The following is a 14,102-nucleotide window of genomic DNA, read 5'->3' on the forward strand; positions in this document are numbered from 1 at the left end:
TCGGCACCGATGAAGAATGATTCGGTGAAGAAATAGTCCACACCGGCGGTGATGGCACCGCGGATGTTGAAGGCTTCGCCTACCGATTCGCCCATGTAGGTCTCGTCGTCCGTCATGCTGCGCTCACGACCGTAAGCGTAGCCAACGCGAAGACCCACGTAAGGCAAAAGGCCGTCTACCTTTGTGCGGAAGTAGCGGTCCACACCGGTGTATACTTGGAACTGTATCACCGAGCGGTCCGATACCGCACCATAGTTGGGGATGGAACCGTCACCGGGCTCATACGTCTCGTCTATCGTTCCGGGGACCGGACCGTAGCCGGGAGCCTTGGTGATGTTCATGCCGCCTCCCAAATTCAGTTTCCACAAGTCGCGGAAGAACCAGCCACCTTCTATGCCGACAGACAGTGCCTTGTCGTTCCAGTTGGTGGAGGCTGCCTGCAGGCTGTAATCCGTAAGGTTGCCTGCGGCCGCGTTCTGCATCACACTTGAATTGTAACCAAGGGTAAGCGCTACCGTGAAGTCGCCCTGCTGGGGATTCTTCTCCTGCGCACTTACCGCAAGGCTCATCATGGGCATAACGGCATACAGTAAAAGTTTTCCTATTCTCATTTTACTTGATTTTAAGCCGTTAATAAGGGATTATGCAGCTGCTTCGCCGCCTTCTTCGGGAGTCTCAGGAGTTTCAGGTTCAGACGGAGTCTCTTCATCCAAATCTGAATTGATAGCTGCCTCCAAAGCTGCTTTGCAAGACTCAACAATAACGGTCTGCGCCTTAATCTTTTCTTGCAGTTCTGCAATTGTTGCTTCAGCATTTTCCAAAGTCCAAGTTGCATCAGTCAAGTTCTCTTCTACCCCAGCGATTGTTTCATTAGCTTCTGCTATCTTTCTTTCCAGTTCTGCGATACGAGCATTGATGTCAGCACCAGCTTCTCCATAAGATATAAGGTTATAAATTGCATTATATTCGGCACTCAAATCTCCCAAGTTTTCATTCCATGCTTCTTGCCAAGCAGTATAAGCATCCTGCTGTGCTTCTAACAAGGTCTCAAAGTCTGCAACAGCCTTATTATAAGCATCTACATCCAGAGCAGCAATTGCATCTTTGAATTTCGTCTGATTCTCAAGAGCTTCATCAGCAGCAGCTTGTTTGCCTGCCAAGTTATCTTTCGCCTGCGCTACTGCCAGTTCTGCATCTCTAACGTCTTGAGTATATGTTTTAATGGCTGTTTCCTTATCCATACCATTAAGGACATCATCCTTACCCAAACCATTAGCTTTCGTTAAATTATCCTGAGCAGTCTTCAAATTCTCATTTGCCAAAGCTAACATAGCATAAGCCGTGAGAGCGCCTTCATATTGAGTATCCTTCTTGTCTTCAGGTTTACCCAGTTCTCCGTTTGCTTTAGCGAGTTCATCAGCTAAATCTCTTGTAGCTAACAATGTCTGTTCTTCATTCAGTCGAAGGTCTGAATAAAATGTAACGTATTCCACCTGATAAGCCGGTATGATAGACGTAACAGTCTCATAAATATAGTAAGAAACATAACTATTCAGAGTTCCATCTATAACAGCATAAGTAGTAGCATCTTCGATATCATCTACTAATTCTTGCAGATCTTCAATTTTCGCATCAGCTTCTTGCAAAGGTGCCACAGTTGCCATCAAATCCGAACAAGCCTGGTTGTTTGCAAATGAGGTTGCAGCCATCTCGTATTTAGTACGCGCTGCTGCCAATTTCGCATATAACTCACTGTTATCCAAACCTTCGAAATCTTCACTCTTTAAGACTTCAATTTCTGCATTATATTGGTCAATAAGTTGTTGTTGTTGCAGAATGGTTTCAGCGTTTTCTTTTTCAGCCGTAGTAATTCCAGCTTCCAATCTTGCCAATTTTGCCTGTTCTTTAACTAAATCTTCTTGATAGCCTGTCAAGACGTCTAATTCATAGAAATAGGTACCGAACAGTTCTGTGATGCGCGAGTATTCAGCATCATCAAGTTCATTTTGAGCTTCTTGGATTTTCTTTTGCAAGCGGAGCAAATCAAGTTGATACTGCAAACGGATGTTCTCAATAGCAATGGCGTACTCTTCCTGCGCCTTTTGCAATTCAAATTGTTCTTTGTCAGCTTGAGCTTGTTCATAAGCAGCCTTAGCATTCTTCAATGCAGCTTCAGCATTAGCACGAATCAACTCAGCCTCTGCCTTAGCCTCATTCAGCGTAGCCAGCGAGCGCAGCTGTTCAGCCTTTGCGTCGCGAATGTTAGTTACCGATGCGGACTCATTGTCGTCCACGCACGCTCCCAGGGACAAGGCACCCAAGAGCACTGCTACCATCATTAATTTCTTTTTCATACCTCGTAAAAAAATTAATATAAGTAATTAATAAAATGTTTAAGCAGAAGAAGTTATCCACTCTCTCCTTAGTGGTTCCCTCCGGAAAACGCTTCTTCGTGCATCTTTTGGTGGCAAAATTATCATAAACTTACTAAACTTAACCACTATTGCTGTCGCGAAGATGACACACCTGTGTTGCGAAAATGACACAGTCTGTTTAAAAAGGGTAGAAAAGAGGGTAAAAGAAGGGTATTCTTATATATAATAGGTGTAAAAAGCAAGTGCCGTGCCGCAAAGAAGTCCTTTATTTGAGAAAATGTGTCTATTGTCGGGCAAATTAACCAATAACTATACTTTGCGCGGGGTAGAATTGTGCATATCGCCACATTTTTGCATGCGTTGATAATCCCATAGAGGTTGAACCTAGCACGTCTGATTCTTTCCTGCCCCGCACACTCGGCAACCTCAGAGAGGTTGAACTTTGCTTAACCGCCGATGGCTCCCCGAAGGGGAACACCTGCGGATCTATCCTCTTTCTCTCCGAGGTTGCCGAGTACATGCAGGGCAGGCAATGTGGAAATGCACAATTCTAACCCGCGCAAAGTATAACAATAGAAGCAGCCGGCTCCCCTTGTGTTGCAGTAAACACAAACCGAAGCTTGTAAATACCAGTTTCGTGGTCATAAATCCCATACCCCCAAATATCCAGAAACTGGAAAAAACAGAATGCAACGCACAGACTTTCCGCATTCCGGTCACGCCTTGCGGTGCAGTTCCTTTTCGATATAAGACTGTATGTGCCTCATGCGTTTCTCTTCCAAGATTTCATTCACCGCAATCAGAATGCCCGTTTCCTCCACATTGCCGAACTCCGGATTGATGGCCGTACCGAACATGCGCATGGTGGGACTGAGGCTCATGTAGGCATTCACCAACGGCGGTATGTTGTAGCCCAACTTGCGCACCTCGGCATTCAGAATCTTATAGTTTTCCTTGAAGGTATCTTTGCAGAACAAAGCCGCCAGCTCTTTCTCGTCCGTCTCGATTTCCAGCGGGTGGATGGGAGTAACCAGCTTCTCCTTGTCGCCGAAATGCTTGCGCAGGAAATAGAGAATCATATCGCGCCCGGGACGCGAATAATTGGGATACATCGTGACTTTGCCGAAGAAGTAGCGCACCTCAGGCATGATGACGGTCAGGGCTCCCAGTCCGTCCCACAAGTTGTCGAGGGCAAAAAGCCCCTTGCTGTCCATGCGCGTAGACTGATATTCGAGCGTAACGAACGAACGCGCCAACTCGATGGTAGTGGGAAGATAGTCATTCAGGAACCTGTCGGAGAAATGAAACATGTGAGCCGTGGCCAGCAGCGGTTTTCCCGCACTGTCAAACCGCACGTCGGTGCCCAGAATGTAACGGTATCCGCCCAGAATCTCTTCTGCCTCCGGATTCCATACGATGAGTTGTTTGTAAGGATGTTCCATCACATCAAACTCATCGATGTCCACCGACTTGCCCGTACCGCCGCCGGCAGCCCGGAAAGCAATTTCGCGCAACCGTCCGATTTCCTGCATCACATGAGGCGAGTCATGCGCCGTAACGATGTAAATCTGGTTGTTGCTGCGGTTAGTCATACGCAGGCGTTTATCTTCAGTCAGTTCCGCCTTCAGCAGTTCTTTGCTTACCGGTGCAATAATATCTTCCATATTCAGTTCAAATTATACACGATGTCTTTAACATATTGCGCCCACTGCTGCGGCGTCTTCGACTTGTCGAACGTCTGCCAGGGGATGGGCTTCCCGATGGTGATGGTGAATGTCTTGTGGCGGTTCTTCAGCATCTCGTCCGCCAGATACAGCATGGCAATGTTAAACTTGATGCCCAGCGCCTTGCAGAGATTGGCCAAGTTATAAAAGAAATTGGAATTCTGCCCGTCGAAGTGGATAGGCACCACATCGCGCCTGTGCTGCACACTTTTCACGACAAAAGCCTTTTTCCACTCCAAGTCACGGATTACCCCCCGCTGACGGCGCGAGCAAAGTCCGGCAGGAAACATCAGCAGTTGGTTGTCCGATGCAAAAGCCTCTTCGACCAGCCGCGGGAAATCCTTCGCCTGCTTTCCGGTCTTGTTGATGGGTATGCAGAGCGGTGCCAGTCCGTGCAGGTTCATCAGCAGGTCGTTGACCATATATTTTATCTTTCCCTGATAGTGCGTGCCCAGCACATACCCCAGCGCCAGACCGTCCTGTCCTCCCAAGGGATGATTGGACACGAATGTATAAAGCCCGCCCTCAGGAAGGTTCTCAGCCCCCTTCACCACGAGCCGGGCATCCAGGAAATCCAGGCTGGCCTTCAGGAAATCTACTCCCACCTTGTCTTGCGCACCGCGCAGAAAGCCGTTCAGCTCATCCTGATGGACAATGCGCTTCAGATAAGAAACGACAAAGCGGGGGATGTATCTGACCTTGTCCGGAGCTTTCTCCCGCAACACCTTATCTATGTCAATCAAAAATAATGAGTCGTCAGCCATGCTTAAATGTTTGAAATAACAGCGCAAAATTAGCGCATCTTTTTAATTTATTGCAAGAATTTGTCAGAAAACTATCCCTTCCATCCACCAAAAACATGCAATCTGCCTGCCAAGTGTCAGTTTAGACCGTCAATATTGCGCAAAACGCTCCAGAATGTGCAAAAAATGACCAGACTCCGGAGCCAGTCTTATGAAGGCAACCCTCTTCCACTTTCCACCTTTTCGGAGCCTCCGAACAGACTTTTCCGGCCAAAAAACAGAGTAAAACAACCATTTAACAGTTTTCACCCTAAAGATTACCTGAATTCCCCCCATCCAAACCGGAAAAACTCCGTAAACTTGCAACATAAAACAATCATAGAGAAAACGGCTGAAGAAAAGCCGGCCTGAACCTATAAAAAAAACAGATTATGAACAGTGTAACATTTACAAAAGAATTAGTAGGCGTACAAGACGAACTCTTGCGCTTTGCCTATAAACTGACAGCCGACCATGAAGACGCCAACGACCTATTGCAGGAAACGTCGCTCAAGGCGCTGGACAACGAAGACAAGTATGAACCCCAGACCAACTTCAAGGGCTGGATATATACCATCATGCGCAACATCTTTATTAATAATTACCGCCGCATTGTGCGCGAACAGACCTTTGTAGACACCACCGACAACCAGTATCACCTGAACCTTTCGCACGATGATGCCTTTGAAAGCACGGAAAGTGCCTACGACCTTAAAGAAATGCGCCGCATTGTCAACAACTTGCCGAAGGAATACCGCGTGCCCTTCTCCATGCACATCGCCGGTTTCAAATATCGCGAAATTGCCGAAAAACTGGGTCTTCCGATAGGAACAGTGAAAAGCCGCATCTTCTTCACCCGACAAAGGTTGCAGGAAGAACTGAAGGACTTCCGATAAAAGGAGACGTGACCTCCGCAGCAAGAAAGAGTCGAAATAGGGGGAGAGTGTGCCGAAAATGGAAAACGACTTTCATTTCGGCACACTTTCTTTTTGTTTATTTTTAAGTAGAAAATAAGTGTGTGCCTGCCTCATGAATCGGATGACATAAACAGAAGAATTCGCACTGATTTTCTCCTTACACATTGAAAGCAACTTTCTCAGCCCTTGGAAGCACGGTTCTTATTGCTTGGAAGCAAGCGGCATCTCTATAAGAAGGCCCATGAAAAGGAACAGTGAAAATTGTGAAAGACGCGTGAGGGATGTATCCTTCACAGCAATACACTAAATCACAACGAGTTATTTGCGCGTGAAGCCGTGAAGGGAGTTCGAGAGATTCTTGTTCTTGGAATACATGGCAGACCTCATGCAGATAAGCAATCAGTCATATTTAGCGTTCAGAGTTTTTTGATGCTGCACCTGTGCCATACGCCAGCCCACAGCCACCAGCAAGGCTCCAAAGGTCAAGAGTATGCCGTAGAGCAAGCTCTCCCACCCCGGAAAACGGACATGACGCGGCAAACGTGGATTGTAAAGAATATCCACCGAATCGCCTTCTTCCAGTAAAAAGGGAACATAGAAATCCAGCGTGACGTGCATTTTCCCATAGAGCGTGGTTTCATAGCACACATCCACATCACACGACGTCCGGATTTTTCGGTGCTTGTATGAACGTTCAAAATGCACCTTGTCTACCACTCCCGTAGTGCTCAAGTAATCATCGGCGGCATCTGCCAGCGAACAAAATCCGTAAATTCCGCCTGCCAGCAGACAAATGCCAACCACCCAGAAAACTGCAATCCAAAATCTGTATGGAGCCTTCATAACTGTAACTCTTTTAAGAAACTTACTCCGACCTTTTTCAGAAGCCTAAAAGCCTGTCTAAATTTCTTGAATATCCGCAAAGCTCCTATTCAGTGACAAGCTACTAGCTACGAGTAAGATTGCCTGTAAGACTCAGGGCGAGTATGTTTGTAGCTCGTAGCTCGTAACTGGTAGCTGAATGGCCGATTGCGGACATTCATATTAAATTTTCCTCTGTTTAGATTTATATTCAGCTTTCTTTGAGCCTCTTCCCAGTCTCTTTTCCCGACATACTTTGTCACGTAGCCCGCTACACCCTTCAGTACACCGGGAAAATATCCTCGGAAACAGCACTCAAAATAAAGCTGAGCAAAATTTAAACAGGCTCTAAGCGAGCGTAAAGATAGGAAAACAGCCACAAAAATCCAAATAAAAGCAGCGACTCCCGCTTTCCGCCGTGTTATCTGCCAAGCACCTGCCCGAAGCCCGGCAGGGGTATCTTTCTTCCGAAAATGCCGCAATCCCCCACCAATAAAGACTTAGGCGAGCCTATTCATTTTCAAACGGATAAGCTATCAACCGGGTGTTGAAAACTTATTTGAAAGTTTTTCGGGCAAACATAGTGGGGAATTGTGGGGAATTGTGTACTTTTACCCCCGCTTATATAATAAGGTAAAATAAAGAGAGAAATGATACGTTTTTTGGGTAACATAGAGGCAAAGACAGACACGAAGGGAAGAGTCTTCATCCCTGCCGTGTTCCGCAAGCAGCTGCAAGCCGCCGGCGAGGAAAGCTTAGTGCTGCGCAAAGACGTATTTCAGGACTGCCTGGTACTTTACCCGGAAAGCATTTGGTTCAAGACACAGACTGAACTGCGCCAACGGCTGAACAAATGGAATGCCCGCCAGCAAGCCGTATTCCGCCAGTTTGTCAGCGATGCAGAAGTGGTGATACCCGACGGCAACGGGCGCATCCTCATCCCCCGCCGCTACCTGCAAATGGCCGGCATCGAAAGCGAGGTACGCTTCATCGGCATGGACAACACCATCGAAATCTGGGCCAAAGCACGCGCTGACGTGCCTTTCATGGAGGCCGAAGCCTTCGGTGAAGCACTGCAGGAAGTATTGGGCAGCGAATCATGGAACCATAACGGAGATTGGACAAATGACTAAGGACATACAGACATATCACATCCCGGTGCTGCTGAAACCTGCCGTGGACGGACTGGACATCCGCCCGGAAGGAACGTATGTAGATACTACCTTGGGCGGTGGCGGACACACGCGGGAAATCCTCTCACGCTTAGGGCCTCAAGGACGGCTGCTGGGCTTTGACCAGGATGAAGACGCAGAGCGCAACATACCAGACGACCCGCGTTTCACCTTCGTACGGAGCAATTTCCGCTTCCTGCACAATTTCCTGCGCTATCACGGCATCAGCCAGATAGACGGCCTGCTGGCCGACCTCGGAGTGTCATCGCATCACTTCGACGACAGTGAAAGAGGTTTTTCGTTCCGGTTCGATGGAGCATTGGACATGCGCATGAACAAACGGGCCGGACAGACAGCCGCCGATATTGTGAACACATATAGCGAAGAGCGGTTGGCCAATGTCTTCTACCTGTACGGCGAACTGAAGAACAGCCGCAAACTGGCGGCAGCCCTCGTAAAAGCACGGGCGGCGGCTCCGATAAATACCATCGGTGCATTTCTGGACATCGTGAAACCATTCTTCGGCCGCGAACGCGAAAAAAAGGAAATGGCACGCGTATTCCAGGCGTTGCGCATCGAGGTGAACCAGGAAATGGAAGCCCTGAAAGAGATGCTCTATGCCGCTACCGATGCCCTCCGCCCCGGCGGACGGCTGGCTGTCATCACGTACCATTCGCTGGAAGACCGAATGGTGAAAAACCTCATCAAAACCGGAAACGTGGAGGGGAAGATGGAAAAGGACTTTTTCGGCAACACCCAAACCCCGTTCCGCGCAGTGAATAACAAGGTCATCGTGCCGGACGATGATGAAACGGCCCGCAACCCGCGCTCGCGCAGCGCCAAACTGCGCATAGCAGAAAAACTCTGATGCCGGAGATAACTCATAAAAGACCCGAGATTATGAAAACAGAAGAATCCAACCAGAAACGGAACACGAAACATACATCGTGGAGAAGCATCATCGGCGGCGACTTCCTGGCTACCGAGTTTGTTCGCCGGCAGGCACGTCTGCTGGTGCTTATCATGGTGCTCGTGCTGTTCTACATCAGCAACCGCTACGAATGCCAGCAGCAGATGATCCGCATCGAAGACCTAAAAGAGAAACTGACTGATATCAAATACGACGCCCTGACGCGCAATTCCGAACTGATGGAACGCAGCCGCCAGTCGCGCATAGAGGAATATGTCGTTACCCAACAAAGCGACCTGCAGACGGCCACCACACCGCCTTATCTGATAAGAAAATAAAAAACGGAAAAGGAGACTAAGACCATGCCTGTAAACAGAAAAAGCATAATGAACCGCTACTTCTTCATTGTGGTAGTCTTGCTGCTGCTGGGTGTATTCGTTATCATCAAAGCAGCCGTCATCATGTTTGCCGAACGGCAATATTGGCAGGAGGTAGCCGACCGATTCGTGAAGGAGAACGTAACCGTACGCCCTAACCGGGGAAATATTCTGTCGGCAGACGGCAAGCTGATGGCCAGTTCCTTGCCGGAATACCGCATCTACATGGATTTCATGTCGGGGGAAAAGGATGAAAAACGACGCATCAAGGATCAGCAAAGACGCGACGCCGCCCTGAAAGACAGCATCGACAGTATATGCCAGGGGCTGCACCGTATCTTTCCGGAAAAGAGCGTCGCTTATTTCAAACGGCACTTGCAACAAGGACGGCGCAAGAAAAGCCGGCATTGGCTGATTTACCCGAACCGCATTTCCTACATCCAGTATAAAGAAGCCAAACGGTTGCCTATCTTCCGGCAAAGCATTTATTCGGGAGGATTCCACGCACAGGCATACAACCAGCGCAAAAGACCGTTCGGTTCTTTGGCCGCCCAGACATTGGGGCGACTTTATGCCGACACGGCCTTAGGAGCAAGAAACGGCATCGAACTGGCTTTCGACTCGGTATTACGCGGCCGGAACGGCATCACACACCGCCAGAAAGTAATGGACCGCTATTTGGACATTGTAGACATACCGCCTGTAGACGGATGTGATGTTGTATCGACAATAGACGTCGGGATGCAGGACATCTGCGACAAGGCCCTGCGCGACAAACTGGAGGAAATCAACGCATACGTGGGCGTGGCTGTGCTGATGGAGGTAAAGACCGGCGAAGTAAAGGCCATTGTCAACCTGACCAAGGGCAACGACGGGAAGTATTATGAAATGAACAGCAATGCTATCAGCGACCTGCTGGAACCGGGGTCCACATTCAAGACGGCTTCTATTATGGTAGCCCTGGAAGATGGAAAAATTACTCCGCACACTTTGGTCGATACAGGCAACGGCGTAATGAACATGCACGGCAGCAAGATGAAAGACCATAACTGGTATAAAGGAGGATATGGAGAGATAGACGTGACGCGCATCCTGGAGGTATCGTCCAACATCGGCGTTTCGTATCTGATAGACAAATACTATAAAGATGACCCGCAAAAGTTTGTAGACGGACTAAAACGAATGAGTCTGGACCAGCCGCTGCACCTGCAAATACAAGGCGAAGGCAAACCTAACTTAAAGGGACCGGACGAACGCTACTTTGCCAAGACCACTCTGCCGTGGATGAGCATAGGCTATGAGTCGCAATTGCCGCCCATGAACATCCTGACATTCTACAATGCCATTGCCAACGATGGCGTAATGGTGCGCCCCAAGTTTGTAAAAGCATTGATGAGAGACGGTAAAGTCATTAAGGAATATCCTACTGAAGTGATTAACCCGAAAATCTGCTCGGACAGTACGCTGGCACAAATCCGGACCATCCTGCGCAGCGTAGTGAAAAACGGACTGGCCAAGCCTGCCGGGAATGACCAGTTTGCTGTATCGGGCAAAACCGGAACCGCGCAGATTTCCAAAGGGAAAGCCGGTTACAAGACGGGACGCACAGATTACTTGGTAAGTTTCTGTGGATATTTTCCCTCAGAAGCGCCTCAATACAGTTGTATCGTATCTATCCAAAAGCCGGGATTGCCAGCTTCGGGCGGACTGATGGCAGGCAGCGTATTCGGTAACATTGCGAAACGTGTCTTCGCACAAGACCTCCGTTTCGACCTGAACAGCGCCATAGACAGCACGGCCAATCCGATTCCCGCAGTAAAAACCGGCGAACTGGAAGAAACAGCGGAGGTGCTGGAAACTTTGAAAGTACCCTTAGAAGAACGTATTGCCTCGACAAACGGGAAAGAAGTATGGGGCATCTCGCACGCAGACTCTTCCGCCGTGCGACTGGAAGAACGGAAGCCTAAAGCAGGACTGGTGCCTAACGTAATAGGCATGGGAGCCAAAGATGCCGTTTTCCTGATGGAGAAACAAGGGCTGAAAGTACATCTCAGCGGCATAGGACGTGTACGCCGACAATCTATCCCGCCCGGCAGCAAGGCTGTAAAAGGACGTACGGTGGCATTGACATTGAAATGACTTTGCACATATTTATAATAAAGGAATTTGTAAACAGAATGATAAGATGAAACTGAAGGAACTGATAAAGACTTTGCAGCCGATAAAGGTCATCGGCGACAAAGACATCGAAATAAAGGGAGTAGACATAGACTCCCGCCTGGTGGAAGAAGGACACTTGTTCATCGCCATGCGTGGAACGCAGACCGATGGACATGCCTATATTCCGGCAGCTATTGCCCAAGGAGCCTGCGCCGTGATATGCGAAACGCTCCCCGAAAATGAAGAGAAGACGACGCAAGAAACTGTGACATACGTAATTGTAGAAGACAGCGAAGAAGCAGCAGGCAAGGTATCCACATTGTTTTATGGCGACCCTACCTCCAAGCTGGAACTGGTAGGCGTGACGGGCACTAACGGCAAAACAACAACTGCTACCCTGCTCTACCGTCTGTTCCGCTACTTCGGATACAAAGTGGGACTGATTTCAACTGTATGCAATTATATTGACGATGAACCCGTCCCCACAGAGCATACCACCCCCGACCCCATCACGCTGAACAGTCTGCTGGGCAGGATGGCTGATGCGGGATGCCGGTATGCTTTCATGGAAGTCAGCTCCCATGCCATTGCCCAGAAGCGCATCAGCGGCCTGCGTTTTGCCGGAGGAATCTTCACCAACCTGACACGCGACCATTTAGACTATCACAAGACTGTAGACAACTATCTCAGAGCCAAAAAGAAATTCTTCGACGATATGCCACGGAATGCCTTCAGTTTGGTGAATCTGGATGACAAAAACGGCATGGTGATGGTGCAGAACACGCGCTCACAGGTTCACACTTATTCTCTGCGCAGTCTATGCGACTTCAAAGGCCGCATTCTGGAATCGCACTTCGAAGGTATGCTGTTGGACTTCAACAACCATGAGGTAGCCGTACACTTCATCGGACGGTTCAATGCCTACAACCTGCTGGCGGTGTTTGGCGCGGCTGTATTGCTGGGACGAAAAGAAGAAGAAGTGTTGGTAGGATTAAGTACCCTCTACCCGGTAGCCGGACGCTTCGAATCTATCCGTTCACCCAAGGGTTATACGGCTATTGTAGATTACGCCCATACTCCAGACGCATTAGTAAATGTGCTGACTGCCATTCACGGCGTACTGGAAGGACGTGGAAAAGTAATCACGGTGGTAGGAGCCGGGGGCAACCGCGATAAGGGGAAACGCCCCATGATGGCCAAAGAGGCTGCCCGGCTGAGCGACCGGCTTATCATCACCAGCGACAACCCCCGGTTTGAGGAGCCGCAAGACATTATCAACGACATGCTGGCCGGACTGAATGCGCAAGACATGGAAAAGACACTGAGCATAGCAGACCGACGCGAAGCCATCCGCACCGCCTGCATGCTGGCACAGAAAGGCGATGTCATTCTGGTGGCAGGCAAAGGACACGAGGATTATCAGGAGATAAAAGGAGTGAAACATCACTTTGACGACAAGGAGGAACTGAAAAAGATGATGGGATGCTGAATATCCGCCATCAGATTTGAACCATATAATACGAACAAGAAGCAATGTTATACTATCTATTTCAATGGCTTGACCAATACGACTTTCCTGGAGCGGGCATGTTTTCCTACACCTCGTTCCGCTCACTGATAGCCGTCATACTGGCACTGCTCATTTCAAGTATCTGGGGAGACCGGTTCATCAACATGCTGAAACGGAAACAGATTACAGAAACCCAACGCGATGCCAGCATCGACCCCTTTGGCGTGAACAAGGTAGGTGTGCCTTCCATGGGGGGCATCATCATCATTGTAGCCATACTCATTCCTTGCTTGCTGCTTGGCCGGTTGGGTAACATCTACATGGTGCTGATGCTTGTTACCACCGTATGGCTGGGCGTATTGGGCGGAGCCGACGATTACATCAAAATCTTCAAACGCGATAAGGAAGGACTACATGGAAAATTTAAAATCATAGGCCAGGTAGGATTGGGACTCATCGTAGGACTGACACTCTACCTCAGCCCACAGGTGGTCATCCGCGAGAATATCGAAATGCAGAAAGAAGACGGCAGCATCGAAGTCGTACATGCCGCCAAAGAAATAAAAGCCACGCAGACCACCATCCCCTTCGTGAAAAGCAACAACCTGGACTATGCCGACATTGTAGGCTTCTTAGGCGAACATGCCCAGACAGCCGGATGGATTCTGTTCGTATTGGTCACTATTTTCGTGGTGACAGCCGTAAGCAATGGTGCCAACCTGAATGATGGGATGGACGGTATGGCAGCCGGCAATTCGGCCATCATCGGACTGACGCTGGGCATACTTGCCTACGTATCGAGCCACATTGAATTTGCCGGCTACCTGAACATCATGTTCATACCAGGTTCTGAAGAGCTGGTGGTATTCATCTGTGCCTTTGTCGGCGCGCTCGTCGGGTTCTTGTGGTATAACGCCTATCCGGCACAAGTATTCATGGGTGACACAGGCAGCCTGACCATCGGAGGCATCATTGCCGTGCTTGCCATCATCATACACAAGGAACTGCTCGTGCCTGTGCTGTGCGGCGTATTTCTGGTAGAGAATCTCTCTGTCATTATGCAGCGGGTGTACTACAAGGCCGGCAAACGACATGGCAGGAAGCAACGCATGTTCAAGCGTACCCCTATCCACGACCATTTCCGCACGGCACTGAGCCAGGTAGAACCGGGATGCAGCGTGGTATTCGCCAAGCCCGACCGCGTATTTCATGAAGCCAAAATCACAGTCCGATTCTGGATTGTCACTATCGTGCTGGCGGCCATCACAATTATAACATTAAAGATAAGATGAACAAGACCAGTAAGACATATCA

12 protein-coding genes are annotated in these 14,102 nt (G+C 49.0%); 7 read left to right on the forward strand and 5 right to left on the reverse strand.

Annotation, left to right across the window (positions count from 1 at the left end):
- The 4 genes from B5F34_RS03610 to B5F34_RS03625 form a co-directional block, all read right to left on the reverse strand.
- On the reverse strand, positions 1-611 hold a 611-nt coding region (locus tag B5F34_RS03610; RefSeq protein ID WP_087335381.1), incomplete at its 3' end, for a BT1926 family outer membrane beta-barrel protein.
- A gap of 30 nt (positions 612-641) precedes the next feature.
- Positions 642-2,354 carry a hypothetical protein gene (locus tag B5F34_RS03615; RefSeq protein WP_140392946.1) on the reverse strand — a complete coding sequence of 571 codons (1,713 nt, stop codon included), beginning with the start codon at positions 2,352-2,354 and terminating at the stop codon, positions 642-644.
- 737 nt (positions 2,355-3,091) lie between these two features.
- Positions 3,092-4,039, reverse strand: a complete 948-nt coding sequence (locus B5F34_RS03620) for a GNAT family N-acetyltransferase (RefSeq protein ID WP_087335179.1) — start codon at positions 4,037-4,039, stop codon at positions 3,092-3,094.
- A gap of 2 nt (positions 4,040-4,041) precedes the next feature.
- Positions 4,042-4,863 carry a 1-acyl-sn-glycerol-3-phosphate acyltransferase gene (locus tag B5F34_RS03625; protein ID WP_087335383.1) on the reverse strand — a complete coding sequence of 274 codons (822 nt, stop codon included), beginning with the start codon at positions 4,861-4,863 and terminating at the stop codon, positions 4,042-4,044.
- A 410-nt stretch (positions 4,864-5,273) separates the two neighbouring features.
- On the opposite strand from B5F34_RS03625, the gene B5F34_RS03630 reads away from it, so the two are divergent.
- Positions 5,274-5,777 (forward strand): RNA polymerase sigma factor, encoded by a 504-nt coding sequence (locus tag B5F34_RS03630; RefSeq protein ID WP_087335181.1) that lies wholly within the window; start codon positions 5,274-5,276, stop codon positions 5,775-5,777.
- Positions 5,778-6,197: 420 nt separating this feature from the next.
- On the opposite strand, the gene B5F34_RS03635 is transcribed toward B5F34_RS03630, so the two are convergent.
- Complete coding sequence (locus B5F34_RS03635) at positions 6,198-6,641, reverse strand: DUF3592 domain-containing protein (RefSeq protein WP_087335183.1); 444 nt, start codon at positions 6,639-6,641, stop codon at positions 6,198-6,200.
- 668 nt (positions 6,642-7,309) lie between these two features.
- On the opposite strand from B5F34_RS03635, the gene mraZ reads away from it, so the two are divergent.
- Genes mraZ through B5F34_RS03665 form a run of 6 tightly spaced genes read left to right on the forward strand, consistent with a single transcriptional unit; the run spans position 7,310 to position 14,080 of the window.
- Positions 7,310-7,792, forward strand: coding sequence for a division/cell wall cluster transcriptional repressor MraZ (gene mraZ / locus B5F34_RS03640; protein ID WP_087335185.1), 483 nt, complete (start codon positions 7,310-7,312; stop codon positions 7,790-7,792).
- Positions 7,785-8,699, forward strand: coding sequence for a 16S rRNA (cytosine(1402)-N(4))-methyltransferase RsmH (gene rsmH, locus B5F34_RS03645; protein WP_087335186.1), 915 nt, complete (start codon positions 7,785-7,787; stop codon positions 8,697-8,699). The genes mraZ and rsmH overlap by 8 nt, the downstream gene beginning before the upstream one ends.
- Before the next feature lie 32 nt (positions 8,700-8,731).
- Positions 8,732-9,079 carry an FtsL-like putative cell division protein gene (locus B5F34_RS03650; protein WP_087335385.1) on the forward strand — a complete coding sequence of 116 codons (348 nt, stop codon included), beginning with the start codon at positions 8,732-8,734 and terminating at the stop codon, positions 9,077-9,079.
- 48 nt (positions 9,080-9,127) lie between these two features.
- Positions 9,128-11,257 (forward strand): penicillin-binding protein, encoded by a 2,130-nt coding sequence (locus B5F34_RS03655; protein WP_087335188.1) that lies wholly within the window; start codon positions 9,128-9,130, stop codon positions 11,255-11,257.
- A 46-nt stretch (positions 11,258-11,303) separates the two neighbouring features.
- Positions 11,304-12,767 (forward strand): UDP-N-acetylmuramoyl-L-alanyl-D-glutamate--2,6-diaminopimelate ligase, encoded by a 1,464-nt coding sequence (locus B5F34_RS03660; RefSeq protein ID WP_087335190.1) that lies wholly within the window; start codon positions 11,304-11,306, stop codon positions 12,765-12,767.
- A 44-nt stretch (positions 12,768-12,811) separates the two neighbouring features.
- A complete protein-coding gene (locus B5F34_RS03665) occupies positions 12,812-14,080 on the forward strand; it encodes a phospho-N-acetylmuramoyl-pentapeptide-transferase (RefSeq protein WP_087335191.1) in 1,269 nt (422 codons plus the stop codon).
- The last annotated feature ends 22 nt before the right edge of the window (positions 14,081-14,102 follow it).

Source organism: Mediterranea sp. An20 (assembly GCF_002160055.1).
Classification (GTDB): domain Bacteria; phylum Bacteroidota; class Bacteroidia; order Bacteroidales; family Bacteroidaceae; genus Bacteroides; species Bacteroides avicola.